General features: G+C 70.9%; 22 protein-coding genes. 6 read left to right on the forward strand and 16 right to left on the reverse strand.

Translation table 11 applies throughout. The features are described from left to right. Positions 1-194: 194 nt before the first annotated feature. The 5 genes from JYK17_RS10540 to JYK17_RS10560 form a co-directional block, all read right to left on the reverse strand. Positions 195-1,418 (reverse strand): M20 family metallopeptidase, encoded by a 1,224-nt coding sequence (locus JYK17_RS10540; RefSeq protein WP_222810230.1) that lies wholly within the window; start codon positions 1,416-1,418, stop codon positions 195-197. Positions 1,419-1,635: 217 nt separating this feature from the next. Continuing rightward, the gene (locus tag JYK17_RS10545; RefSeq protein WP_222810231.1) at positions 1,636-2,742 is read right to left on the reverse strand and encodes a hypothetical protein; all 1,107 of its coding nucleotides are present in this window, start codon (positions 2,740-2,742) and stop codon (positions 1,636-1,638) included. A 40-nt stretch (positions 2,743-2,782) separates the two neighbouring features. After that, the gene (locus tag JYK17_RS10550) at positions 2,783-3,724 is read right to left on the reverse strand and encodes an N-acetylneuraminate synthase family protein (protein ID WP_108013146.1); all 942 of its coding nucleotides are present in this window, start codon (positions 3,722-3,724) and stop codon (positions 2,783-2,785) included. Positions 3,725-3,737: 13 nt separating this feature from the next. After that, positions 3,738-5,003 (reverse strand): N-acylneuraminate cytidylyltransferase, encoded by a 1,266-nt coding sequence (locus JYK17_RS10555; protein ID WP_222810232.1) that lies wholly within the window; start codon positions 5,001-5,003, stop codon positions 3,738-3,740. Between the two features lie 32 nt (positions 5,004-5,035). Next, positions 5,036-6,382 (reverse strand): DUF6716 putative glycosyltransferase, encoded by a 1,347-nt coding sequence (locus tag JYK17_RS10560; RefSeq protein WP_108013148.1) that lies wholly within the window; start codon positions 6,380-6,382, stop codon positions 5,036-5,038. A gap of 198 nt (positions 6,383-6,580) precedes the next feature. Here JYK17_RS10560 and JYK17_RS10565 point away from each other — a divergent pair, with 198 nt between their 5' ends. Both JYK17_RS10565 and JYK17_RS10570 read left to right on the forward strand, forming a co-directional pair. Beyond that, the gene (locus JYK17_RS10565; RefSeq protein WP_108013149.1) at positions 6,581-7,567 is read left to right on the forward strand and encodes a glycosyltransferase family 2 protein; all 987 of its coding nucleotides are present in this window, start codon (positions 6,581-6,583) and stop codon (positions 7,565-7,567) included. Then, complete coding sequence (locus JYK17_RS10570) at positions 7,567-8,931, forward strand: alpha-2,8-polysialyltransferase family protein (RefSeq protein WP_222810233.1); 1,365 nt, start codon at positions 7,567-7,569, stop codon at positions 8,929-8,931. Before JYK17_RS10565 ends, JYK17_RS10570 begins: the two co-directional genes overlap by 1 nt. A 125-nt stretch (positions 8,932-9,056) precedes the next feature. Here the strand turns inward: JYK17_RS10570 and JYK17_RS10575 are convergent, their stop codons facing one another. Further along, entirely contained in the window at positions 9,057-9,704 is a 648-nt protein-coding gene (locus tag JYK17_RS10575) for a TetR/AcrR family transcriptional regulator (protein WP_108013151.1), read from the reverse strand. Positions 9,705-9,776: 72 nt separating this feature from the next. Here JYK17_RS10575 and JYK17_RS10580 point away from each other — a divergent pair, with 72 nt between their 5' ends. Further along, positions 9,777-11,210, forward strand: a complete 1,434-nt coding sequence (locus JYK17_RS10580; RefSeq protein ID WP_108013152.1) for an FAD-dependent oxidoreductase — start codon at positions 9,777-9,779, stop codon at positions 11,208-11,210. On the opposite strand, the gene JYK17_RS10585 is transcribed toward JYK17_RS10580, so the two are convergent. Together JYK17_RS10585 and JYK17_RS10590 are read right to left on the reverse strand one after the other, a co-directional pair. Continuing rightward, positions 11,211-11,792 (reverse strand): Uma2 family endonuclease, encoded by a 582-nt coding sequence (locus JYK17_RS10585; RefSeq protein WP_222810234.1) that lies wholly within the window; start codon positions 11,790-11,792, stop codon positions 11,211-11,213. A 92-nt stretch (positions 11,793-11,884) separates the two neighbouring features. Continuing rightward, a complete protein-coding gene (locus JYK17_RS10590; protein ID WP_128802765.1) occupies positions 11,885-13,465 on the reverse strand; it encodes an acyl-CoA mutase large subunit family protein in 1,581 nt (526 codons plus the stop codon). A 170-nt stretch (positions 13,466-13,635) separates the two neighbouring features. Between JYK17_RS10590 and JYK17_RS10595 the strand changes: the two genes are divergently transcribed. Next, the gene (locus tag JYK17_RS10595) at positions 13,636-14,490 is read left to right on the forward strand and encodes a L,D-transpeptidase family protein (protein WP_108013155.1); all 855 of its coding nucleotides are present in this window, start codon (positions 13,636-13,638) and stop codon (positions 14,488-14,490) included. Positions 14,491-14,755: 265 nt separating this feature from the next. Here JYK17_RS10595 and JYK17_RS10600 read toward each other — a convergent pair whose 3' ends face one another. From JYK17_RS10600 to JYK17_RS10620, 5 genes are all read right to left on the reverse strand, one after another. Beyond that, positions 14,756-15,841, reverse strand: a complete 1,086-nt coding sequence (locus tag JYK17_RS10600) for a hypothetical protein (RefSeq protein WP_108013156.1) — start codon at positions 15,839-15,841, stop codon at positions 14,756-14,758. Beyond that, the gene (locus JYK17_RS10605; protein WP_108013157.1) at positions 15,841-16,503 is read right to left on the reverse strand and encodes an RNA polymerase sigma factor; all 663 of its coding nucleotides are present in this window, start codon (positions 16,501-16,503) and stop codon (positions 15,841-15,843) included. Before JYK17_RS10605 ends, JYK17_RS10600 begins: the two co-directional genes overlap by 1 nt. Positions 16,504-16,839: 336 nt before the next feature. Further along, the gene (locus tag JYK17_RS10610; RefSeq protein WP_222810235.1) at positions 16,840-17,826 is read right to left on the reverse strand and encodes a M56 family metallopeptidase; all 987 of its coding nucleotides are present in this window, start codon (positions 17,824-17,826) and stop codon (positions 16,840-16,842) included. A gap of 4 nt (positions 17,827-17,830) precedes the next feature. Further along, entirely contained in the window at positions 17,831-18,256 is a 426-nt protein-coding gene (locus tag JYK17_RS10615; RefSeq protein ID WP_234547928.1) for a BlaI/MecI/CopY family transcriptional regulator, read from the reverse strand. 66 nt (positions 18,257-18,322) lie between these two features. Next, positions 18,323-20,095, reverse strand: a complete 1,773-nt coding sequence (locus JYK17_RS10620; RefSeq protein WP_108013321.1) for a hypothetical protein — start codon at positions 20,093-20,095, stop codon at positions 18,323-18,325. 225 nt (positions 20,096-20,320) lie between these two features. On the opposite strand from JYK17_RS10620, the gene JYK17_RS10625 reads away from it, so the two are divergent. Together JYK17_RS10625 and JYK17_RS10630 are read left to right on the forward strand one after the other, a co-directional pair. After that, entirely contained in the window at positions 20,321-20,983 is a 663-nt protein-coding gene (locus tag JYK17_RS10625) for a response regulator transcription factor (protein WP_108013160.1), read from the forward strand. 8 nt (positions 20,984-20,991) lie between these two features. Beyond that, positions 20,992-22,356: an ATP-binding protein gene (locus JYK17_RS10630; protein WP_234547929.1), complete on the forward strand. Its 1,365-nt coding sequence runs from the start codon at positions 20,992-20,994 to the stop codon at positions 22,354-22,356. A 6-nt stretch (positions 22,357-22,362) separates the two neighbouring features. Here JYK17_RS10630 and JYK17_RS10635 read toward each other — a convergent pair whose 3' ends face one another. The 3 genes from JYK17_RS10635 to rfbC all read right to left on the reverse strand — a co-directional run bounded on the left by JYK17_RS10635 (position 22,363) and on the right by rfbC (position 24,919). Beyond that, positions 22,363-23,253 carry a COG4705 family protein gene (locus tag JYK17_RS10635; RefSeq protein ID WP_108013162.1) on the reverse strand — a complete coding sequence of 297 codons (891 nt, stop codon included), beginning with the start codon at positions 23,251-23,253 and terminating at the stop codon, positions 22,363-22,365. 98 nt (positions 23,254-23,351) lie between these two features. Beyond that, positions 23,352-24,191, reverse strand: a complete 840-nt coding sequence (locus JYK17_RS10640) for a COG4705 family protein (RefSeq protein WP_222810237.1) — start codon at positions 24,189-24,191, stop codon at positions 23,352-23,354. A 131-nt stretch (positions 24,192-24,322) separates the two neighbouring features. Beyond that, positions 24,323-24,919, reverse strand: a complete 597-nt coding sequence (rfbC, locus tag JYK17_RS10645) for a dTDP-4-dehydrorhamnose 3,5-epimerase (RefSeq protein ID WP_108013164.1) — start codon at positions 24,917-24,919, stop codon at positions 24,323-24,325. Positions 24,920-24,921 lie beyond the last annotated feature (2 nt).

Raw genomic sequence — 24,921 nt, forward strand, 5'->3', positions numbered from 1 at the left:
CTTCGCGGCATCGTAACGCGCGTAGATGTCAGAAAAACACCTCTCGCGAAGCCGTTATCGATTCGAGGCAAACACCGTCTGAACTCGGGACCTTGCGGCCTCGAACCGATCATTTCGAAGGGTGAACGAATGGCTTACAACCGTGTTGCGCCGGACGGCGGAACGGCCCCCGCGGGGGCCGCCCGACCGGGGGTTCAGTTACCGGCCGCGTCCAGCAGAGCCGCCGCCGTGAACAGCTCCACGCCCACGGTGATCGCCGACTCGTCGGCGTCGAAGTCGCCCTGGTGCAGGTCACGCACCGTGCGCTCGCCCGGGGTGCGCACGCCGAGCCGGGCCATGGCGCCGGGCACCTGCTCCAGATACCAGGAGAAGTCCTCGCCGCCGAGGCTCTGCTCGGTGCCCTCCACGGACTGCGCGCCGCGCCGCGCGGTCATGGCGTCGCGCAGCAGGTCGGTCACGTCGGGGTCGTTGACGACCGGCGGGACTCCGCGCACGTAGTTGATCTCCGGCTTCGCGCCGTGCAGGTTGGCGATCTCGTCGATGGCGGCGACAACCATGTCCGGGGCCTGCCGCCAGGCGTCGATGTCGAGGCAGCGGACCGTGCCGGACAGCTCGGCGTGCTGCGGGATGACGTTCGGGGCGTGCCCGGACTCGATCCGGCCCCAGGTGACGGCGAGCCCGCTGCGGGTGTCCACCCGACGGGCGACCAGCGCGGGTACGTCGGTGACGACGCGGGCGGCGGCGGTGACCAGGTCGGTGGTCAGATGGGGGCGCGCCGTGTGGCCGCCGGGGCCGTCGAGGCCGACCTCCAGGCGGTCGCAGGCGGAGGTGATGGCGCCCTGCCGCAGGCCGATGCGCCCGACGTCCACCCGGGGGTCGCAGTGCACGGCGATCATCCGGCCCACCCCGTCCAGCACCCCGCACTCGATGGCGTCGGCGGCGCCGCCGGGCAGGACCTCCTCGGCCGGCTGGAAGACGAGCCGGACCGGCCGGGGCAGCAGGCCGCGCCGGTGCAGGTCGGCGAGGACGAGACCGGCGCCCAGGACCACGGTGGTGTGCACGTCGTGACCGCAGGCGTGGGCCCGGTCGGGCACGGTGGAGCGGTAGGCGCACTCGCTCTTGGTGTCGGGGATGGGCAGGCCGTCGATGTCGGCGCGCAGACCCAGCATGGGCCGCCCGCCGTCCCACTCTCCGATGTCGCACACGAGCCCGGTACCGGTGGCGAGCACCCGCGGCGCTAGGCCTGCCGCCTCCAGCCGCGCCTTGATCGCGGCGGTGGTGCGGAACTCCTGGTTGCCCAGTTCGGGGTGCATGTGCAGGTCGCGCCGGAACGCCACGAGTTCGGCACGCAGCTCTTCGGGCAGCGTGCCGGGGAGCGCGGCTTCCCCGGGAAGGTCGACCTCGGGCTCGTCAGACATCAGTTGCTTCACCCTCTAAAGCGTAGGACGCCGGGGTGGCCAACTGACCCTCGATCAACAAAAGTTCAACCCCTCAGGGGAAGAAAATCTGGCCGCTCGACGCATAGCTGTGTGTAGAGATGGGTAAACTTGTCTTTTCTCTACGCATACCACGCTCGGCGCGGCCACGGCGGTTCTGGTCCACCTGTCGGAACGGCCGCTTCTGTCCGGCGGCCGCTCAGGCCGCCGTCACCGCCGACAGCCGGGTGACGTCCCGGGCCGTTCCCGTGACTCCCGACAGGAAGCCCTGCGCCCGGGGGGAGGCGTTGTCCGTGAGCCAGGCGGGGTCGATGTCGCAGACGGCGACGCGGACCTCCGTACCGGCCAGGGCAAGGGGGAGGGTGTGGACGACCGTGGAGGGGAAGCTGAGGATCGTCCGGCCGATGGGGCCGCGGCGGGCGATCAGCTCCAGCGGGAGGTCGGGGCGGACGATCTCCAGGCCGGTCTCGGTGGCCAGCCGGTGGAGCTTGTCCGTGCTCTCGCGGCGGTGGGCGAAGTAGCGGGTGACGCCGTGCGCCTTGGCCAGGGTGCGGACGGCCTCCAGATAGTGGTCGCCGTCGACCACGCCGGTCTCCACCAGCGAGGTGCCCACCATGTCCGCGGTCCTGGTGATGCGGGGCGGGCCGAAGCGGGCCCGGGTCCAGGCGAAGTCGTTCGCCGTCACGGTCACCCCTTCCGGCCGCTCGTCCACCGGCATCGAGGAGAAGATCTCCACGTGCCGCTTGGCGCCGGGGGTCAGCCGGCGGCGGGCCGAGGAGGAGACGGGCGCGAAGATCAGGTCCCGGGCGCCGGGGCGGCCGCCCTTGCGGTGCCAGCGCACCAGGCGCTCCCCACGGGCGAGCTGCGCGACGAACTCCATCGTGGCCGTGCCGTCGTCGACCACGACGAGGTCACGCGCCCTGGTGATGGTCAGCAGCAGCTGGACGTAGCGGGAGAAGGGGTCGCCCATCACGACCCGGCGCGCCCTGCGCAGCAGCGGTGTCAGACCGCCGATGGTCTGGAAGGGGGCGCCCGGGCCGCCGCGCGCCTCCTCCCAGCGGACCTCGTACCCCTCGTCCCGGGCCAGCTCCGCCATCCGGCGCAGCTGGCCTCGGGTCATGGGGTCGTTCGGGGACAGCACGACGAGCGTGAGAGCCGGTGCGTCACCGGCCGCGCGTCCCGCGTCGGATGCCTCCGCGGCCACGGGGGCATGGAGGTGCGCCCACTCCAGCACGTTGAGCAGCTGTACCGGGCTCTCGACGAAGGCGAGAGTGTGGGTGCCGGCTGACCCGGCGCGGGGGCTCATCTACGTACGACCGTCCCGTCGTAGAGCGATATCGGAGGTGTCAGACCGCGACCGGCTCGCCCGCGGCGGCGGCGATCTCCGCCTCGGCGACGACGCCCGCGACACGGCGCAGCTTCTTCATGGGGCCGAGCTCGGAGTCGTAGACCTTCTTGACGCCGTCGCCGAGGGAGGCCTCGATGGTGCGGATGTCGCGGACCAGGCGCGTGAGGCCCTGCGGCTCGACGGAGGCGGCCTGGTCGGAGCCCCACATCGCGCGGTCCAGGGTGATGTGACGCTCGACGAAGGTGGCGCCGAGGGCGACGGCGGCGAGGGTGGTCTGCAGGCCGGTCTCGTGGCCGGAGTAGCCGATCGGGACGTTCGGGTACTCCTCCTGCAGCGTGTTGATCACGCGCAGGTTGAGCTCCTCGGACTTCGCCGGGTAGGTCGAAGTGGCGTGGCACAGCAGGATGTTGTCGCTGCCGAGGACCTCGACCGCGTGGCGGATCTGCTTCGGGGTCGACATGCCGGAGGACAGGATGACCGTGCGGCCGGTCGCGCGCATCGCGCGCAGCAGCTCGTCGTCGGTCAGGGACGCGGAGGCGACCTTGTGGGCGGGGACGTCGAACTTCTCCAGGAAGGCGACGGCCTCGGTGTCCCACGGGGAGGCGAACCAGGCGATCCCCTTCTCCTTGCAGTACTCGTCGATCTGGCGGTACTCGTCCTCGCCGAACTCCACGCGGTGGCGGTAGTCGATGTAGGTCATCCGGCCCCAGGGGGTGTCGCGCTCGATGTCCCACTGGTCGCGCGGGGTGCAGATCTCGGGGGTGCGCTTCTGGAACTTCACGGCGTCGCAGCCGGCTTCGGCGGCCACGTCGATGAGCTTGAACGCGTTCTCCAGCTCGCCGTTGTGGTTGATGCCGATCTCGCCGCAGATGTAGACCGGCTGGCCCGGTCCGGCAAGGCGCGAGGAACCGAACTTACGCAGGCGGGAGTTGGTGCTCATGGCAGAACTGTCCTTACTTGGTTAGGGAGTCGAGAGAGGGGCCGAGGATCCAGCTGGCGATCTCTCGGATCGCGCCGTCGCCACCGGGGACGGTGGTGACCGCACGGGCGGCGCCGCGTACCACGTCGTGGGCGCTCGCGACCGCCACGGGCCAGCCCACGAGGGCGAAGCACGGGAGGTCGTTGACGTCGTTGCCGACGTAGAGCACGCGCTCGGGCGCGATGCCCTGCTCCTCGCACCACTGCTTCAGTGCGAGGTCCTTCCGGTCGATGCCGTGCAGGACCGGGATCTGCAGCTTCCGGGCCCGTGCGGCGACGACCGGGTTCTTCTCCGTGGAGAGGACCAGCATGTCCAGCCCGCTCCTGCGCAGGGCGGCGATGCCGAGGCCGTCCCCGCGGTGCACGGAGACGAACTCCTTTCCGTCGGAGTCGATCAGCACCCGGTCGTCTGTCTGGGTGCCGTCGAAGTCCAGTACGACCGCGTCGATGTCGTCGGCGGTCGGCAGCGAACCGGGGCGGTCCGCGTCGAAGAGGGGGGCCAGCGCGCGGGCGCGGGCCAGGTCGTGCGGGTCGTCGATCTCCAGCACGCGCGCGGGGTCGGTGCGGACCAGTTCGGTGCGGCCGAAGAAGCGGTGCTGGTGCTTGCGGAAGCCGGCCGCGTCCATGCCGTAGACCGCGCCGGTCTCCAGGAAGTCCTGCGGGCGGTCCTGGCGGCGCGGCCTGAACGACTTGTCGTGGTTGATGCCGTAGCCGCCGCCGGTGGCCGCGTCGGCCTCCGCGACGCTGCCCGCGGTGACCTCGTCGTCCGCGTCGCGCCACACGAAGCCGTGGAAGGGGGCCACGGTGTGGGCGGTGTCGGCGCCGTTGTGCGCGACGGCCTCGACGACGCCGTCCACGTCCTCGCGGACGATGAAGGGGCTGGTGCACTGCACCAGCAGCACCACGTCCACGGGCGAGCCGTGCAGCGCCTCGTGGGCGTCCATCGCGTGCAGCACGGCCGCCTCGGAGGTCGCCGTGTCCCCGGCGATGGCCGCGGGCCGCAGCACGATCTCGGCGCCCGCCTCGCGGGCCGCCGCGGCGATGGCCTGGTCGTCGGTGGACACCACGACATCGGTCACCAGCCGGGACGCCCGGCACTCACGCACCGCCCGCGCCACCAGCGGCACACCGCCGACGGGCAGCAGATTCTTCGCGGGCACACCCTTGGAGCCGCCGCGCGCGGGGATCACCGCGAGCACCCGGCGCATCGAAGCGCCTTGGCCCGCTTGCGGGTTGGACATGGGTTCAGCTCCTTGAAGTGGGATCGTGCGGCTCACAGCTCCCCCATCCGCCGGATGACGGGCGCCACCCGCTGCACCCCGTGCCGATACGCCCCCCGAGCGGCCCGGCGCACTATCTGCCGAACGGGCCCCGGCTCCTTGTCGGCGGAGGGTGCCCCCGGCAACACGCTGCCGTCGGGGCCGAGGTGGTGGCGGGCGAGGATGCCGGGCAGATAGCCGGGCGCGGTCGCGGGTGTGTAGTAGGGGGTCAGCGGCGGCAGGCCACCGGGTTGCGCCAGCAGCTTGGCGATGCGCTCGCGGGCCGCGTCGAAGGCGTACGCGTACGATCCGTCGGCCACGACGCCTTGCCGCGCCACCCAGTCCGCGTCCGGCACGGGCCGGTGTCCGGCGTCGAGTTGGTCCCAGGAGGCGAGGCAGCCCGAGCCGACGAAGTGGTGGTTGCCCAGCGTCTCCCGGATGCCCAGGTCGGTCAGGACGACCGTGGGGATACGGCGGTGCAGGGACTCCAGCGCGGCCGTCGAGCTGATGGTGACCAGCAGGTCGGTGCGGTCGAGGACCTCGCCCATGTGCCCGTACACCAGGCGGAAGTTGGCCGGCGGATCGAGCCGCTGGACCAGCTTCTGGTAGGGCTGCTCCTCGATGTGCGTGGTGTGCTCGCCCGGCCGGGAGCGCAGCTTCAGCAGCACCTCGCGGCCGGGGTGCAACTTGGCGTGCTGGATCAGCCGGTTGAGCAGGTAGGTGCGGTCCTTGCGGCTGTCCGGGACGGACGGCTGCACGGCGAACACCACCGTGTACGGGTCGTGTTCACCTTCGTAGGGCGCGCCGCCGAGGAACGGCAGCGCCACCTCGGTCACCGACGAGGCGTCGGCGCCCACGCCCTCGTACACGGCCCGGAAACGCTCCGCGTCCTGGCGGGAGTTGGCGAGGACGAGGTCCGCGCCGTGCCGCAGAAGCAGTCCGTCGGCGAGCTTCTCGTAGACGACGCCGACATAGCCGGTGACGACGACGGGGCGCTCGGCCCGGCTCTCCCACACCCGCTTGAGCCCGTGCAGCATCGCCTGCACGCCGCCGCCGACGAGCGCGAGCACGACCACGTCGTACGACTCCTCGGCCATGGCCCGCAGGAACTCGACGCTCGTGACCTCCCTGAGCGAGTCGGCGCGCACACCGACCTCCGCCAGCTGGCGGGCGGTCGGAGTCGCCCGTCCGCGCAGCAGGAATCCGCTCAACTCGAGACCGACTTGCGCGTTCTCGGGAGATACGGCTTCCATGGACGGGCCCGGGGCGATACGAGCCGCGGTCAGCGCACCCCATTTCCAGCGGGTGTCGGAGTCCGCGAGTACGGCGATTCGCGTGGGCTTCGAGGTACTTGGTGGCACGTCGAAGACGCTAGGAAGCAATTCCGAGGAGCGGCCCAACCGCACCTCAACAAACGGTTAACAACACCCCCCCGAGAACCGAACTGGCTCGCCGAAGCCCCGGAAGTACAGGCGATGCACCGATCCGACACATTGAGTTCACCCTCTGTACGGATACCGTAAAGTTCCCCCGACGGACGGCCTCCTACGCTTTCGCACGTGCCAAAGCTTTCCGTCATCGTGCCGTTCTACAACGTGCAGCAATACGCCCCGGACACCCTCAGAAGTCTTCGGTTGAACGCTCGACAGGATTTCGAGTTCATCCTGGTCGACGACCATTCCAAGGACGAGACTCCGGCCATTCTCGAACGCGCCGCCGAGCAACTCTCGGACGTGGCGCAGGTGCGCTATATCCGCCATGAGAAGAACGGGGGACTCGCCACCGCGCGCAACACCGGCCTGGACGCGGCGCAGGGCGAGTACCTGACGTTCCTGGACGGAGACGACTGGCTGGCCCCCGGCTACTTCGCCGAACTGGTGGGCGCCATCGAGAAGTTGGGCTGCGATTTCGTCCGCACCGACCATGTGCAGGCCACCGCACGCGCGCGCAGCGTGCACCGGGTGCCGATCGGCCGCCGCTGGGAGTCCATCGACCCGCGCGCCGCCATCCTGCCCGCCGACCGCAGCACCTCCGTCGACTACGCCTACGCGTGGGCCGGTGCCTATCACCGCCGGCTGCTCGACAGGGGCCTGCTGCACTTCACCGACGGTCTGCGCACCGCCGAGGACCGGCCGTGGATCTGGAAGCTGCACCGCGAGGCGGAGTCGTTCGCCGTGGTGAGCCTGCTCGGCGTCTTCTACCGGCGCGGGGTCGCCTCCTCCCTGACCCAGATCGGCGACGTCCGCCAGCTGGACTTCATCCGCGCCTTCGACCAGGTCATCGAGGAGACCGCGCAGGACCCGGACGCGGACAGGCTGCTGCCGAAGGCCGTGCGGACGTACTGCGCGATCATCGCCCACCACCTGTCCGACGAGGAGAAATGGGAGCCGTCCGTGCACCGGCAGCTGCGGGCCATGAGCGCGGCGGCGATCAAGCGCATGCCGCAGGACGCCCTCGGCGACGTGCTCGAGACCATGGACATCCACCGCTCCGCCAAGCTGCGGCGGCTGCGCCGCCGGGCCACGACCGCGAAGGCGGCTGCCTGATGTCGTCCCGTACCACGCGCATCTTCTGCGTCTCGACCCTGTACGGCGCCGCCACGCTCGCCGCCGCGATCGACTCGGGCTGCTTCCGCGAGCAGGACGGCCGCGAGCAAGACGGTGGGGAACCGGCCCGCCGGCTGCTGCTGGTCTTCAACAACTCGGCGACGCCGGAGGTCACTCCGCCCGTCGACGAGATGCCGGGCTTCGAGCCGCTGCGCGGCCACTTCGACGCCGTCCTGTCCTGGAACGAGGCCATCCGCCCCTTCCACCCCGGTGCCTGGACCCCGCGCTCGGACGACATCCCGCTGTTCGAGCGCTATCTGCGGCTGCTGTGGGGCCTGGGCGAGGACCGGGTGGAGCTGGTCCTGGAGTCCATCCAGGTCACCCCCGCGCTGAGCGTGGCCCAGCTGTTCACCGACGCCCCCGTCGACGTCTACGCCGACGGCCTGATGAGCTACGGCCCCACCCGCAACAAACTCGACCCGCTGGTCGGCACCCGGGTGCGGCGGCTGCTGCACCTGGACCTGGTGCCGGGGCTCACCCCGATGCTGCTGACCGAGTTCGACGTCCCGGCGCAGGTCCTGCCGACCGAGGCCTTCCTGAAGGTGATGGGCGAACTCGCGGCCTCCGTACGCGAGTTGCCCACCCTGCCGGACGACTCGGCGCTGCTGCTCGGCCAGTATCTGTCCGCGCTCGGCATCCTCTCCCCCGAGGAGGAGGAGGACCTGCATGTGCGGATGCTGCGCGGGGCGGTCGAGCGGGGCCACCGGGCGATCGTGTTCAAGCCGCACCCCACCGCACCGGCCCGCTACAGCCGCGCCCTGGAGGCGGAGGCCGAGAAGCTCGGCGTCGATCTCACCGTCGTCGACCTGCCGGTCCTCGCCGAGGTGCTGTTCGAGAAGTCGCCGCCCGGACTGGTCGTCGGCTGCTTCTCCACGGCACTGTTCACGGCGTCCGCCTTCTACGGCCTGCCGGTCGCCCGCCTCGGCACCGAGCCGCTGCTGGACCGGCTGACGCCGTACCAGAACAGCAACCGCGTCCCGGCCGTACTGGCCGACGGCCTGCTCCCGGACCTGGAGGGCCGCAAGGGGGAGGAGACGATCCCGGCGGACACGCTGGAGGGTCTGATGGCCGCGCTCAGCTACACCATGCAGTCGCAGATCCACCCCGGTCTGCGCGCGGCGGCGGAGCGCTATCTCTCCCGGCATCTCACGGCGCGCACCAAGCGGTACTTCAAGCGCAGGCGCCTCACCTCGCTGGGTCTGCCCGGCGGCATCCCGGAGCGGCTGGCCTTCCTGCCCCGCAACTCCACGGCACGGCGGGTGGTGCGCAGGGCGCGGGCCATCAGGAAGGCCGTGCAGCGCTGAGCGAGTCCCCGCAGGGAGCCCATGTGACGCACACAGCCGGCACGACGGTGGGGCGGCCTGGAGGTCCTTCGGACCGCACAGGCCGCCCCACCGTTTCGGCGCGTCAGGTTTCCCGGCGCCGCGCCCTACCTCCCGTACTGCGCCGCGACTCCCGCGATCAGCAGCTGCAGACCCTCCTCGAAGTGCCGGTCGTAGTCCTCGAAGATCTCCGCTCCGGCCGCGGCCGCGAGCGGGTACTCGGCCAGCATGCGGGCGCGGTCCCCGAGGTCGTAGCCCTCGCGCCGCTCCCCCGGCAGCGGCTTGACGCCCTGCTCCTCGATGACGAAGCCGATGGTGTACGCGTACGCGGTGGCGTTCGCGCGGACCGTCTCGGCGAGCGTGAAGCCGGCCGCGGTGAACAGCCGCAGGTTCTCCTCCATCTCCCGGGCGTGGTCGGTCCCGGTGAAGCGTGAGCCGCTGTAGACCCGCGCTCCGTCGCGGTAGGCGAGCAGGGCCGCGCGCAGCCCGTGGTTGACCTTGCGCATGCGCTCCTGCCAGGTGTCGTCCGGGTCGAGAGCGGTTCCGGCGACCATCCGGCGGTACATCTCCGTCGCCATCTCGTCCAGCAACGCCTGCTTGTCCTTGAAGTGCCAGTACAGAGCGGGCGCCTTGACGTCCAGCTCCTTGGCGATGGCCCGCAGCGTCAGACCGTCCAGGCCGGTCTCGTTCAGCAGCTTCAGGGCCGTGTCGGCGACCCGCTTGCGGTCGAGGGGCGCGCGTTTCTCCGTACTCACACTTGACAGCTTAACAGCGTTAAGGGCATCCTCGGGGTTGACGGCACTTAACAGCGTTAAGGAGAGTGGATCATGAGTACGACGGATGTCGTGATCGTCGGCGCGGGCCCCACCGGCCTTGCCCTGGGCGTCGACCTCGCCCGGCGCGGAGTGGACGCGCTGGTCGTGGAGAAGGCGGACGGGCTCTTCCCGGGCTCCCGCGGCAAGGGTCTGCAGCCGCGCACCATGGAGGTCCTGGAGGACCTCGGGGTGATGGACGCGATCCAGGCGGCCGGGGGGACGTACCCGGTCGGGATGGTCTGGAAGGACGGCGAGCGGGTGGGCGAGCACGTCATGCTCGACCCCGAGGAGATCAAGCGCGCGGCGGGCGACTCGGCGTTCAACGTGCCGTGGATGGTGCCGCAGTGGCGGACACAGGAGATCCTCTTCGACCGGCTCGAGGAGCTGGGCGGGCGGGTGGAGTTCGGGCGGGAGATCACCGGGCTCGACCAGGACGAGGAATATGTGACATTGCACTGCGCGTCCGGCCCCGACCTGCGCGCCCGCTACGTCGTCGCCGCCGACGGCGGCCGCTCGGCCGTGCGGCGCGCGCTCGGCATCGGGATGACCGGCGAGACCGTCGACCCGAACCCGGTCCTGGTCTGCGACGTCCGGATCACCGGCCTGGACCGCGACAACTGGCATGTGTTCCCGCCGAACGGCGACGACGGCTTCCTGGCGATCTGCCCGCTCGCCGGCACCGAGGACTTCCAGCTGGTCGCCCAGTTCCCGCAGGGCACCACGGTGGACACGTCCCTGGATGCCATCCGCAAGGTCACCGCCGCCCGCTCGCATCTCGCGCCCGAGGACATCACGGAGGTCCGCTGGGCCTCGGAGTTCCGGCCGCGGGCGGCCCTCGCGGACCGCTTCCGCTCCGGGCACGTCTTCCTCGCCGGGGACGCCGCGCACGTCCACTCCCCCGCCGGCGGCCAGGGCCTCAACACCAGCGTCCAGGACGCCTACAACCTGGGCTGGAAGCTGGGCGCGGTGCTGCGGGACGGGGCCGACCCGGCCCTCCTGGACACCTACGAGGAGGAACGGCGCCCCATCGCCGCGCAGATGCTCGGCGTCTCCACGGGCGTGCACCGCGGCGAGGTGCAGCGCGGGGCGGCGACGATGCAACTGGGGCTCGGCTACCGGGAGTCGTCACTGAGCGAGGACGCTCGGCCTACGGCGGACACGGACACGGACATGGACGCCGAGGTGCGGGCGGGCGACCGCGCACCGGACACTCGGGTGGCGGGCAAGCGGCTCTTCGACGCGTTCCGGGGACCGCACTGGACGCTGCTGGCCTTCGGCGTGGACGCGCCCGGGTTGCCGGAGTCGGTGCGCTGTGTGCAGGGGGCGGCTCAACTGCCGTATGGGAAGGGGCTGTTCCTGGTACGTCCGGACGGTTACGTCGGTCTGGCGGGCGACTCGGCGGACGGGATCGAGGAGTACCTCGCGCGGTTCGGCCTGCGCCGGTGATCAGTCGTCGCCGTCGAGGAGGGTGTCCACGGAGAGTTCGAGGCTGACGCCTACGGAGTCGGGGACGGGGACGGATTGGCCTCGCTTGTAGCGGACGGGGTCGGGGTACTTGCCGTTGGTGGGGTCGGCGTAGAGAAGCGCCTCGTCGTGCTTGCGGTCGGCGATGAGGTAGACGGGGACACCGGCCTGGGCGTAGCACTCGACCTTGGGGCCGAGGTCGTCCGACCAGTTCGACGACGTCACTTCCACGACCATGCGGAAGACGTTCGGCGCGTAGTAGTTCTTCGTGACGTGGGCGTCGCGGAAGTCCTCGTCGACGACAGAGAAGTCGGGGATGGCGAAGTCCTGCGGCAACGTGGGCAGCCAGAGGCCCACTCCCTGGACGTACCTGACCCCGGCCTTCCGGGCTCCGGCCCCATGGAACTCCACGACCAGCCAGGACAACGACAGGGCACGCGAGCCATCCGGCGGCGGTGTCACAACGAGCCTCCCCTGGAGAATCTCCACGCGGTGGCCAGGCAGTGCACGGGCGAGCTGGTCGGCAGCCTCGCCCAGGGTCAGCTCCTGCTGCATTACGGCCATGGCGTCCTCCTTTTGGGGCCCACTCTGCAACGAGAGTAACCGGATACCGGCCGACTCGGCTCATGATCACTCATACGGAGTATTCGCCCAGCTCAGAACACATTGTTCGGGACATACGTCCCCCACACCTCCCGCAACGCGTTGCACACCTCGCCCACGGTTGCCCGCGCCCGCAGCGCCTCCTTCATCGGATACAGAACGTTGCCCTCGCCCTCGGCCGCCTGCTTCAGGGCGGCGAGGGCGGCGTCCACGGCCGGCTGGTCGCGCTCGGCGCGCAGTTTCGCGAGCCGCTCCGCCTGCTGGGCCTCGATGGCCGGGTCGACGCGGAGCGGCTCGTACGGTTCCTCCTCGTCCAGCTGGAAGCGGTTGACGCCGACCACGACCCGTTCGCCGGAGTCGGTCTTTTGGGCGATCCGGTAGGCGCTGCGCTCGATCTCGGCCTTCTGGAAGCCGTGCTCGATGGCGCCGACCGCGCCGCCCAGGTCCTCGACCTTCCGCATCAGGTCGAGCGCCGCCGCCTCGACGTCGTCCGTCATCCGCTCGACGACGTAGGAGCCGGCGAAGGGGTCGACGGTCGCCGTCACGTCCGTCTCGTACGCCAGCACCTGCTGGGTGCGCAGGGCCAGGCGCGCGGACTTGTCGGTGGGCAGCGCGATCGCCTCGTCGAAGGAGTTGGTGTGCAGCGACTGGGTGCCGCCGAGGACCGCGCCGAGGCCCTGGACCGCGACCCGGACCAGGTTCAGCTCGGGCTGCTGGGCCGTCAGCTGCACCCCGGCCGTCTGCGTGTGGAAGCGCAGCATCATCGACTTGGGGTTCTTCGCGCCGAACTCCTCGCGCATCACCCGGGCCCAGATCCTGCGCGCCGCACGGAACTTGGCGACCTCCTCCAGGATCGTCGTACGGGCCACGAAGAAGAAGGACAGGCGCGGCGCGAAGTCGTCCACGTCCATGCCGGCGGCGACCGCCGTGCGGACGTACTCGATGCCGTCCTCGAGCGTGAAGGCGATCTCCTGCACGGGCGACGCGCCCGCCTCGGCCATGTGGTAGCCGGAGATCGAGATCGTGTTCCACTTCGGGATCTCGGCCCGGCAGTACCTGAAGATGTCGGCGGTCAGCCGGAGCGAGGGCCCCGGCGGGAAGATGTACGTCCCGCGCGCGATGTACTCCTTCAGCACGTCGTTCTGGATGGTGCCGGTGAGCCGGTCGGCGCTCACTCCCTGCTCCTCGGCGACCAGTTGGTACAGGAGCAGCAGCAGGGCGGCCGGTGCGTTGATGGTCATCGACGTCGAGACCTCGTGCAGCGGGATCCCGCCGAACAGCACCCGCATGTCGTCGATCGAGTCGATGGCCACCCCCACCTTGCCGACCTCGCCGTGCGCGAGGGGCGCGTCGGAGTCGTGGCCCATCTGGGTGGGCAGGTCGAAGGCGACCGACAGGCCCGTCGTGCCGTGGGCGATCAGCTGCCGGTAGCGGGCGTTGGACTCGGTCGCCGTACCGAAACCGGCGTACTGGCGCATGGTCCACGGGCGGCCCGTGTACATCGACGGGTAGACGCCTCGGGTGAAGGGGTACGACCCCGGCTCGCCCAGCTTCTCGGCCGGGTCCCAGCCCGCGAGGTCCTGCGGCCCGTAGACCGGTTCGATGGGCAGTCGGGACTCCGACTCGCGTGCCATGGTGTACCGCCTCCCGCTGGGTGCGGACCGGTGAGGACCCGGGTGGCACTCTCACCGTCCCGGTCACCACCATGCCCCGCTGTTCGCGAGGAGTCATCCGCGGGCAGCATCTGGGGTGACCCGCGGGTCGGTGGGTGAGAACGAGGGGGGTCGTGGTGCGTACTACGGGCATGGGGAGATCGATCGCCGCAGGTGCGGCACTCGCGGCCCTGTTCACCGTGTGCGGCTGTACGGTCCAGGGCGCCGACGGCAAGGGCCACTCGCCGGTGCACATAGAGCTGCCGGGCAGCAAGGCGCCCTCCACCCGGTCCGACGACAACCGGTCCGACGACAAGCCGGGCGGTACGGGCTCCACCGACGACGGGCCGAGCGCGCCCTCGGCCACGTCCGGCGCCCCGGTGCTGTGGTCCCGCGGCGACAGCGGCGACGGCGTACGGGAACTCCAGGCCCGGCTGCGGCAGGTCGACTGGCTCTTCGACGGTCCGACCGGGACGTACGACGACCTGACCGAGGACGCGGTCAAGGGGTTCCAGGGCAAGCGCGGGCTGCCGAAGACGGGTGAGACGGACACCGTCACCTGGCAGCGGCTGCGGCGGATGACGCACGAGCCCGGCAAGTGGGAGCTGTATCTGATGGGCGGCCAGCCCGCCGGACCCGCCGATCCGCGCTGTCTGACCGGGCGGGTGCTGTGCATCGACAAGACGAGCCGGACCCTGCGCTGGATGATCGACGGCCGGACCGTCTCGACGATGTCGGTCCGCTTCGGCGCGACGGGCACGCCGACCCGCGAGGGCGTGTTCCACGTGTACTGGAAGTCCCGCCACCACTGGTCGACGCTCTACGACTCGTCCATGCCGTACGCGATGTTCTTCAGCGGCGGCCAGGCCGTGCACTACTCCTACGACTTCGCCGCCCGCGGCTACGTGGGAGCCTCGCACGGCTGCGTGAACGTCCGCGACGAGGCGGCGATCTCGGATCTCTACGCGCAGGTCAGGACCGGCGACAAGGTCGTCGTGTACCGGTGACGTCGCCGGGGCGGAAGAAGTGTGCGGGGCGCGGGCGGGACCGGGGGAACGTGTCCCGCCCGCGCCTAGGTGCACGAGCCGTGGGTACGGGGGGAACCCCGGCTCTGTGCGACGGCCGATGACCAGTCGGCTCACTCAGTACTGCGCGGGTGCGGCCGAAAACGTTACTGGGGTGGCGGGGAAAAGCCGGGGAAAATGTGCCGCATCACATCGTCGCAGGTCAGCGGGTGTGACGGCGGGCGTTTGAGGGCGTGACAGCGGGGCTTCAGAGGGCGCTGTAGGTGGTGCTCGGCGACGGCTCGGGGGTTTTGATCAGCTGCTTGGGCAGCAGGGGGTGCACGGAGGGCGACACGCCGGTACCGCCGACGCCACCCGGCAGTATGCCGTGGCCGTCGTCGTCACCGCCCTGGTCGCCCTGGTCGCCGCCCTGGCCGCTGTCGTTGTCGTGCCCGTCCTGCCCGTCCTGGCCGCCGGAGTCGCCCTTGCTCCTGCCGTCCCGGTCGTCCGACCGGTCCTTGTACCCGTTCGTGTCCCGGTCCCTGCCCGGGCCCGCGCCCTCGGTCAGGGCGAGGACGCGCTTGCAGTACTTCCACACGCGCCGCGGGCTGGAGCCGCCCGCCGCGTCCTCCAGGGCCCGTCTGCGGTCGGGGCTCAGCTTCTTGCCGTGGCGTACGTCGCTGCAGGCCGAGGGGGCTCCGCTCCACCAGTGGCCGAAGCCGGCGCTCCGGTCGTCGTCGGAGCCGGGTCTGGCGGAGACGGCGCCGCCGGGCTCGGTGGCCGGGCCGGTGGGGCGGCCGGAGGAGCTGTGGGGTGTGGGCTCGCGGCGGGCGTTGTCGGGCGAGGGCGAGACCAGTGGGCGGTTCGGGGTGACCCCGGCCGTGACCGACGCCCCGGGGTTGGGCGTGTCGTCGCCGAAGGGGCCCAGCACTCCGCTTGTGGCCGCGAACGCGACCCCGCCGATCATGCCGGCCGTCAGTACGGCCGTGAGCACGTAGCGCGCGGACCGGAAGCTGTGGGAGCGCGGCTCGCGCCGGGCGGGTGCGCCGATGCGGATCAGCCCGGCGTCGGACGGAGAGGGGGCTCCGGGTTCGGCGGGTGCCGCGGGGTGCGGACCGGTGGCCGTGGGCCCGGCGCGGGAGGCGGACCGCGCGGCGCGGAAGGCGGCCAGCGCGGCGGCCTCGCCGGGGAGTTCGGTGCTGCTCAGGGCGGGTTCGACGGTCAGTCCGTCGAGGGTTTTCGCCAGCCGCTCGGCCTGGTCGCGGTCGGCCGCGTCGACAGCCTCCAGTGACGCACCGCGCAGCAAAAGCTCCGCTGTTTCGCGGTCCAGCCACTTGTACTGCTCGTCGGCCATCACATGTCCTTCTGCGTCCGCGCACGCGTATGCGTCACACTCGCGGACGTCACCGCGGCACCGCGCGGTTCTCGCTGGGGTGGCAGACCGTCCAGACCACCGGCCGATTCCGGATCGTCGGCGAGCAGTTCGGCCAGCCGCTTCAGGCCCCGGTGCGCCGCCGTACGGACGGCTCCGGGGCGCTTGCCGAGCGTCTCGGCGGCGGTCTTGGCGTCGAGGCCGACGACCACCCGCAGCACCACGGCCTCGGCCTGGTCCTGGGGCAGGCTGGCGATCAGCGAGAGCGTGCTGTCGGTGGCCAGCAACTCCATGGCCTCGCCGGCGGTGTCGGACTCGGCGGGCCTGCCGGTCAGTTCCGTCTCGTCGCCGCCGATGGCGGGGCGGCGGCCGCGCATGCGTATGTGGTCCAGCGCGCGGTTGCGGGCGATCCGGGCGGCCCAGCCGCGGAAGCGGTCCGCGTCGCCCTCGAAGCGCTCCAGGTCACGGGCTATCTGCAACCAGGCCTCGGACGCGACGTCCTCGGCGTCCGGGTCGCCGACCAGTGTCCGGACGTATCCGAGCAGGCGCGGGTGCACCGCGCGGTACACAGTCCGGAACGCGGTCTCGTTCCCGTCCTGCGCCGCAAGCACCGCGGCCGTCAGCTCCGCGTCGTCCCCCAGCACCAGTGGTTCCTCGTTCGGTGGTCGTGGCGTCGAGGCCGCCGATCGTTACGATGATCATCTCGTCTTCCGCGCCCGGCGCGAAAGGCACGTTACGGCCTGAAACCACTGCTCGTCCATGTTCGTACAACGCGCAACCACATGTGATGGGGACGGAACGCCTGCGGTGTGACAGAAACCGCACTCACGGCGCTGTAGGAAGTACGGGTCGCCGCGCGGCCCGTGCCGCGCGACGGCCGGGGCCTCTCCTGTGGGGGGTGGCGGCCCCGGCCGTTGCCTCGGTGAACATGGCTCGGCCCCCGACCGCTCTCCTACGGATGGCGCTCCGGAAACACGCGGTCATCCGTGTTCCCCGCAACTGAAGTCGGGCCCGTACCGGTGGTCTCCCGCGGGCGGTGCGCCCGCGGCAGCGGCAGCGGCATACGACGCGCACTGCGCGCTGTCCACCATCCGATCGCTGTCGGATGCGGCATTCGCGAGGCTGACACAACACACGGCGAGCAACAGGCCGCCGACTGCCAGAGGCAGACTACGTCGGGCAGGTGGCGGAGCCAGCAGGGCCCGTACCCGCTGCGGAACCTCCCCGCCGGTCGCGGCCAGCGCGGCCGGACGCGAGGCACCGGCGGACGCCAGCGCGGCGCGCCCGACAGCGTGCGCGACGATCGCACGGTCGCCGACGTGCTCCGCGGCCTCCTCGTCCGCCCAGCGCTCGAGGACGAACTCGCCCGCAGCAACCAGCGGCCTCAGCAGCGGGTTCAGGGCCGCCGTGAGCCTCCACAGACTCTGGAAGAGGTGGTGCCGCCGGCGCAGGTGAGCCCGCTCGTGCGCGAGGAGGGCCTCGCGCTCGCGGTCGGTGAGACAGTGCAGCATCCCCCGGGAGACGACGATCCTGCCCGGTGCCCCGGGCAGCGCGAAGGCCATCGGGACGTCATCGTCCACCACTACCAGCTCCGTGGCCTCGGGCAGCCGGGCGCACTCCCGCCGCGCCCGGACGAAGTGCCGGACCTGGTTCACGGCGGCCACACCGAGCGAGACGACGCCGACGGCCAGTATCAGGGCGCTGCCTCCCGCAACGACGAGGTAGACCGGGTCCTCGGCCCTCAGCACGGCCACCGACCAGCGGCCTTCTTCCGCGATCTCCGGGATCTGTGCCACGCCGGTGAAGGCGAGCAGGGTGAGCGCCCCCGCCCAGCCGACCGCCGTCACGAGTGCGGCACAGGCCAGTGCCCAGGCAGCGCGACGTGGGGGCAGCGCTCGTACCAGTCGGGGCGCGAAAACGGCGAGCACGGCCGTGACCGCGAAGGGGACGTAGACGCTGTACAGCACGGCCTTACGCCCTCCCCCCGGAGCGGTCGTCCTCGACGCGGGCTTCGCTCCCGGACAGGAGCTGGTGCAGCAAGTGCTCGTCCTGCTCGGACAGTTCCGAGACGAAGCGCGCCAGAACCGCCTGCCGGTCGGAACCACCCTCCAGCAACGAGCGCATGCGCTGGGCGGTGTGCGACGCCTCGTCCCGCACCGGCTCGTACGCATAGCTGCGGCCCTCGCGGTGCCGGACGAGCATGCCTTTTTCGTACAGCCGCGACAGGATGGTCAGGACGGTCGTATAAGCCAGGTCGCCTCGCAGCGCCCCACGGACCTGGCGTGCCGTCAGAGGTCCGTCGGAGGCCCAGAGCGCGGCAAGGACATCGCTCTCCAGTTCACCGCGGGCCCGCCGCCCCAACACCCCGGACGCGCCCTCATCCCCTGGTTCTTCCACCGGAATCCTCCCTTCGCCCCCCGTCCGCACAGACTACCCAACAGTCTCCTACTACTTGTAGGAGGTTCAGGCCGCGGAAGGAACTGGCGGGATGTGGGCCGTGGTGATCGTCATCGGGGTGCCGGTGACCGCGATGAGACAGGTCCCCGGGCCGTGGCCGGCCGGCATCGCACGGAAGCCCCCCTCGGGTTCCACGTGATATTCGCCGGTGGCGTGCGCGGCGAGCACTGCGGGGCCGGAGGCGATGCTCCACCAGTTGGAGGCGCCCTGGCCGGTGCGGCTCGCGAAGTGCGGCGTGAGGGCCGTGCCGGTGGTGTTGACGGCCCGTACGTCGATGGCGGTGACACCCACGCGCGCGTGGTGCGTGGCGAAGTGCGGCGAGAGACTCAGGCGCAGGGGCGGCGGGCTCATCGCGGCGATCGCGACGCACAGCAGGGCGGGGGTGAGCAACCCGGCCGCCAGGACGGTTTTCGCGCGGTCGCCGGTGACGTGGGGAAGACGCGGCTGCCAGGCGGTGGCGAACGCGGCCGCGGGGACGGTGGCGGCTGCCGCCAGCCACAGCGGGGTCATCATCAGGAAGTAACCGTCCTGGGAGCGGGTCGCGAGATAGAACACCGACCACGGCAGCACGGTCAGGGCGGGGCCGAGCCGGCGGACGAACAGCACGGTGGCGGCGAGCAGGCCGAACAGGAGCAGCTGGCTGCCGTAGGAGTAGTAGTCGAGGCGGCTGCTGCCGTTGGTGAAGTAGTAGGAGATGCCCATCAGGCCCTGGCCGTGCAGGATCGCCTTCTGGTCGAGCGGCAGCAGCACGCCGTGCAGCCAGGCCGGGAAGTCCGCGACAGCGAAGTAGGCGTTGGCCGCGGCCCAGGTGAGAGCGGCGGTGGCCGTGTAGCGTGCGGTCACCGCCGCTGCCCGCCTCCGGCCCAGTTCCCCGCGCCTGACGGCGTACAGCCCGATCAGCAGGAACGGGACGAGGAACCAGGCGAGTTGCTGAGCCGCGCAGGCGGCGCCGAGGCACGCCGCCCGCAGCACTCCCCTGGAGCCGAGATGACCACCCGCACCCGTGACCGGCCAGCGGACCACGACAGGGACGAGCAGAGCGAGAGCCGTGATCGCGGGGTAGCCCGCGTAGGCGTAGTGCGGCAGAAATCCGAAGCCGAGGCAGACCGCGGTGGCCGCCGGCCTCCAGGGCGCCGGAAGCAGGAACCACAACAGGACCGACGAGACGATGAACGCGACCGTGGTGACCAGGGTGGCGGCCGCCGCCGAGTGGACGACGGCGTGCACCGGGGCCGCGAGCAGCGCGGTCAGCGGCGGGTAGCCGTAGGTGTAGTCGGCGCCCCCGGACATGGTCTTGGTGATCCCGACGCGCGGTGTGCCGAACAGCCAGGGCCATGGCTGGCCGTAGACCCGATGGCCGTGCAGGATCTCGTTCGCCGCCTGGGCGGTCAGCACCCCCTCGTCGGTGCCCGAGTGATCGAGCAGGTAGCCGCAGATCACCAGCGCGACAGCGGTCGCCAGGACGACGGCGTCGACCCTGAGCAGCGCACGGCGGCTCCGCACGAGGAGGCCGGCGACGGCACAGATGAGGATCGAGGCGTAACAGAGTGAGATGACGCCGGCGACGGCCGGACGGGTGGCCATGGCGTGGGTCCAGGCGGCCCGGGCCCCGATGAACAGGCTGATCGTGGCCACGAGAGTCATCCCGCGGTGCAGAGGCTGGGGCCCGGTGTCCGGCCCACCGGTCGCCCGTGCCGGGGCCGGGGGTGGCGCCGCCGGGTTCGTGGCCGCACGCCGCCGAGTCCCGGTACCGGTCCCGATGCGATCGGTGTCAGCCATGACGCCCGTCTCCTCTGGCTCGCCGTCCCAGAACATCTACTACATCTCGTAGAGGTAAGCTCGGCGCGTGCGATTCCCCACGGGCCGCCGCGCGCATATCGGACGACTCCGCGTCACGAACGGAGGCGGGAACTTCCGGCCTCCAGTCGAGCGTCTACGGTTCAGCGGACGTCTACAAGGATGTAGTCGGTAAGCGGTCTACGTGAATTTGTCCGACGGAGGGCCATGCGGCAGAGAATCCTGGTCGTCGAGGACGATCACGCCCTGCGTGACGTGCTGCGCCGCGGCCTTCTGGACGAGGACTTCGAGCCCGTGCCGGCTGCCGACGGCGCCACGGCCCTGCGGCTGGCCGGCGGCGACATCGCCGCGGTCGTCCTGGACGTCGGGCTGCCCGACGCGGACGGCCGGGACGTGTGCCAGGCGCTGCGCGCCAACGGCTTCGGCGCCCCGATCATCTTCCTGACAGCCCGCCGGCACCTCACCGACCGGCTGTCCGGATTCTCCGCCGGGGCCGACGACTACCTGCCCAAACCGTTCCATCTCGCCGAGCTCGTCGCCCGGTTGCGGGCCGCGCTCAAACGGGCCGCGCCACCGGCCGTGGCGACGGCCGGAGATCTGGTCCTGGACGCGACCCGGCACACCGCGCAGGTCGGCGGGAGCCACGTCGACCTGTCCCCCACGGAGTTCCGTCTGCTGGCCACGCTGGTGGCCGCGGCAGGCACCCTCGTGCCCCGCCGCGAGCTGGTCAGGACCGCCTGGCCGGACGGCGCACAGGTCAGCGACAACACCCTCGACCAGTACCTGAGCCGACTGCGCCGCAAACTCCGCGAAGCCGGCAGCAGCCTCAGCCTGACCACAGTGCGCGGAATCGGGCACAGGCTGTCATGAAACGGCGCATGAACTGCCTGGCGCCCCGGACGCTGCGCGGCCGGCTCTCGCTCGTGGCACTGACCACCGCCGCGCTTCTGATGACCATCCTCACCGTCGTCTTCAACACAGCGACGGACCGGCACCTCCAGCACCAGGCGGACGACGAGCTGCGCACCCGCGCGGCCGCCGTCGCCACCACCATCGACGCCAGCGGCCCCCGAGTGCGGGTCCTGGAGACCGTCAACGACAGCCTCCTCGACGCCAACGTGTGGATCTACGCCGGGCCACGACTCCTGGAGAAGCCCCCGTCCAGCACGGCCGGCGGCACGCTGACCCGAGCCGCCGGCCGGCTCGCCGCACGCGGGAAACAGACCTGCGCCACCGTGCACTCCGACGGTTCCCGCTTCGTCCGCCTGTGCTCCCGGCCCCTGTCCGGCCACAGCGGCACCGCCACCGTCGTCACGGCCCTGGACCTCGCCCCCTACCGCAATTCCGCCGACACCCTGTTGCTGGGTTCGCTGGTCCTGGACGCCGTCATGCTCGTGTGCACCTATGCGCTGACGCGCCTGGCCGTCGGACGGGCGCTGCGGCCCGTGCGCACCATGACCGACCAGGCCACCCAGTGGAGCGCCACCGGCTCCGACCAACGCTTCGGCGCCGAGGACCATCCGACCGAACTGTCCGGCCTGGGCGCTTCCCTGGACTCATTGCTGGACCGCATACGCGGTGTGCTGCGCCACGAGCAGCAGCTGACCGGCGAGCTGTCCCACGAACTGCGCACACCACTGACCCGGATCATCATCGAGCTCGACTGGTGGCAGGCCCGTCCGCGCTCGGCCGCCGAGACCCACGCCACCCACGCGGTGATAGCGGAGGCCGCCCAGTCCATGCGCACCATCTGCGACACGCTGTTGAACGACGCCCGCGAAAGCGCGCGGAACACCACCCCGATCGGGGGAGCCACCGCCGTCGGCCCCGTGCTGCGTCAACTGGTCGAGCGTTTCGACGCGCGGGAGCAGGTGAGGACCGTCATCGACGGACCGGACCCGCAGTTGACGGCGGGCGTCGCGCCCGCCCTGCTCGAACGCATCGTCAGCCCGCTGCTGGCCAATGCCGTTCGCCACGCCCGCTCCTCGGTGACCCTTTCCGCACGGCAGCGGCCCGGCGGCGTCCGCATCGACGTCACCGACGACGGACCGGGCGTACCGGAGGCGTTCGTCGAAGACCTCTTCCAACCCGGCCGCCGCGCCGACCCGGACGACGGGCACGACGGCGCCGGCCTGGGGCTGCCGCTGGCGCGGCGGCTGGCCCGCACCGCCGGCGGCGACGTCTGCCACGACCCGGCGTACACCTCCGGGGCACGCTTCCTGGTCGACCTGCCGACGGACTGACCGGACTCAGTCGGTCCGCTGGGCGACCGCCTCCCGTTCCGTCGGGCGCGGGTGCGCGGTCCGGCGCTCCTGGACCTGCGCGTAGGCCATCAGGCCGACCAGGGTGGCCAGGAGCACGGCCGACGAACCGGCGGTGCCGAGGTTCAGACCGCCCTTGGCGACGGGCTTGGTCAGGAGGTCACCGGCGGTGGCGCCCAGGGGGCGGGTGAGGACGAAGGCGATCCAGAACAGCAGCACGTTCGGCACCACCGGCACCTTCATCAGGGCGACCAGGACGACCAGCCCGCCCGTCACGACCAGCACGCCCCCGGCGTAACCCAGTCCGGAGCTGTCGGAGAGGAAGTCGCCCATGGAGGTGCCGAGGGTGTTGGAGACGAGGATCGCCGACCAGAACAGAACCTCGGCGCGGAAGGTGACGATGTCCCGGATCTGGAAGGTCATGCCGGTCGCGTTCCAGGCGGCGAAGATGATCAACAGGATCGAGATGAGGATCGCGGCACCGGTCGGATAGCCCATGCCGAGGCCCTGCGGACCCCAGCCCAGTGAAGTGGCGTCGCCCGAGAGGTACTTGGCGCTCGCGTCACGGTTCATGAAGTCGGACATCGTGGTGCCGGCCATGCTGGTCGAGAGGATCACCGTCCAGTAGAAGAACGGGTTGTAGCGGCTGGACCTGAGCTGGACGACCAGGGTCAGCACGAAGATGAGCATCAGGGCGATCGTGGTGAGGAAGTAGCCGAGCCGCAGAGTCTGCGCGAAGAGGTCGCCGGCCGTCTCGCCGAGGGTGGTGGCGGCGATCTTCATGATCCAGAACGCCGGCGTCACTTCTGGGAGCTTCTTCGTCACCGACCTGGTCGAGCTCGCGACGTCCAGGTCGGTGACGAGTTCCGGTTGCTCCAATGTGGGGGGCTCCTGTTCGGGAGTACGACAGGGCAGTCGCGGAGCCGAGCTTGGCAGCTCCGGCCTGAACGCATCCTGAACGCCTGCAACGTGCCCGCTCAGGCTGCGTGGCGGGCTGCGCGCTGCGGCTCCGCCACGTCCTTGCGGGTGATCGCGAGATACACGACGAGGCCGAGGATGACCGTGAGGAACAGCGCGCTCGTGATGACGGTGCCCAGACCCACGCCGCCGTCTCCGGTGGGCTGGGAGAGGTAGTCGCCGATGGACGCGCCGAGCGGACGGGTGAGGATGTACGCGATCCAGAAGCTCCACACCGCGTCCAGGCCGAGCTTGAAGTGGGCGAGGGCGACCGCGGCGATGGCCAGGCCGAACAGGACCGCGGAGAGCCAGTAGCCCAGGTCCATGCGCTCGGAGAGAAGGTCACCGGCCGCGGTGCCGAGGGCGAAGGTGAACAGGACGGCGAGCCAGTAATAGGCCTCGCGGCTCGTGGTGTCGATGTGGTGGATGGACAGGGTCCGCTCGCGCCGGTACCAGACCACGAAGACGATCGCGAGGACGACCGCGAAGACGGTGGTGCTGGTCTCGAGCGGAACGCCCATGTTGTCGGTCAGGTTGTCACTGATCAGCGTGCCCACGACGCTGATCAGGGCGACGGCGAGCCAGTACACGCCCGCGCGGTAGGCGGTGGTGCGGAACTGCACGACCAGGACGACCGCCAGCAGGGCACTCATGAGGACCGACACACCGGTCAGGCCCAGGCCGGCCTTCTCGTTGAGCAGGTCCGCCGCGGTCTCGCCGACTGTCGTGCACAGCACCTTGATGATCCAGAAGTAGACGGTGACTTCGGGCACCTTGTTCCAGCCCGGTCGGCGACCGGAGGGGGTCATCCCGCTACCGGCCGCCGAGGGAGCGGGGCTCTGTGAGGTCTCGTATGTCATGGGGCCCGACCGTGTCACGAGATACCTGAACGCATCCTGACCACCGTGCGGCATCGTCTGCCCCAGCCGCCCCGCACGAGCACCATGAGTGGCATGAGTGGCATGACGACTCGTGATCGCGGCCGGGCGGATCAGTCGTCGCGGAGCGTCCTGCGGAAGGCCACGCAATCCTCGTAGGCCGGGAGCAGACCCCGTGCCTCCGCCTCGACCAGGGTCGGTGCCTGCGCGTCCTTGGGGGACAGCAGCGGCTCGATGCCGGCGGGCCACTCGATGGCGAGGTCGGGGTCCAACGGGTGGATGCCGTGCTCGCGCTCGGGGGCATAACCCTCGGAGCAGAGATAGACCACCGTGGCACGGTCGGTCAGCGCGAAGAACGCGTGGCCGAGGCCCTCCGACAGATGGACCGCGTGGTGGGTGTCGTCGTCGAGCCGGACGGCCTCCCACTGCCTGTACGTCGGTGAGCCGACGCGGATGTCGACGACGACGTCGATGACCGCACCGCGTACGCACTGGACGTATTTGGCCTGGCCGGGTGGCACATCCGCGAAGTGGATGCCCCGCAGGGTGCCCCACTTCGAGACCGAGCAGTTGGCCTGGGCCAGTTTGAGGTCCTGGCCGGTCGCCGCGCGGAACTCGGCGCCCCGGAACCACTCGTGGAAGCTCCCCCGGTCGTCGGAGAAGACCTTCGGCTCCAGCACCCACGCGCCTTCGATACCCAGGGGTCGCATGT

Source organism: Streptomyces plumbidurans (assembly GCF_019857225.1).
Lineage (GTDB): Bacteria > Actinomycetota > Actinomycetes > Streptomycetales > Streptomycetaceae > Streptomyces > Streptomyces plumbidurans.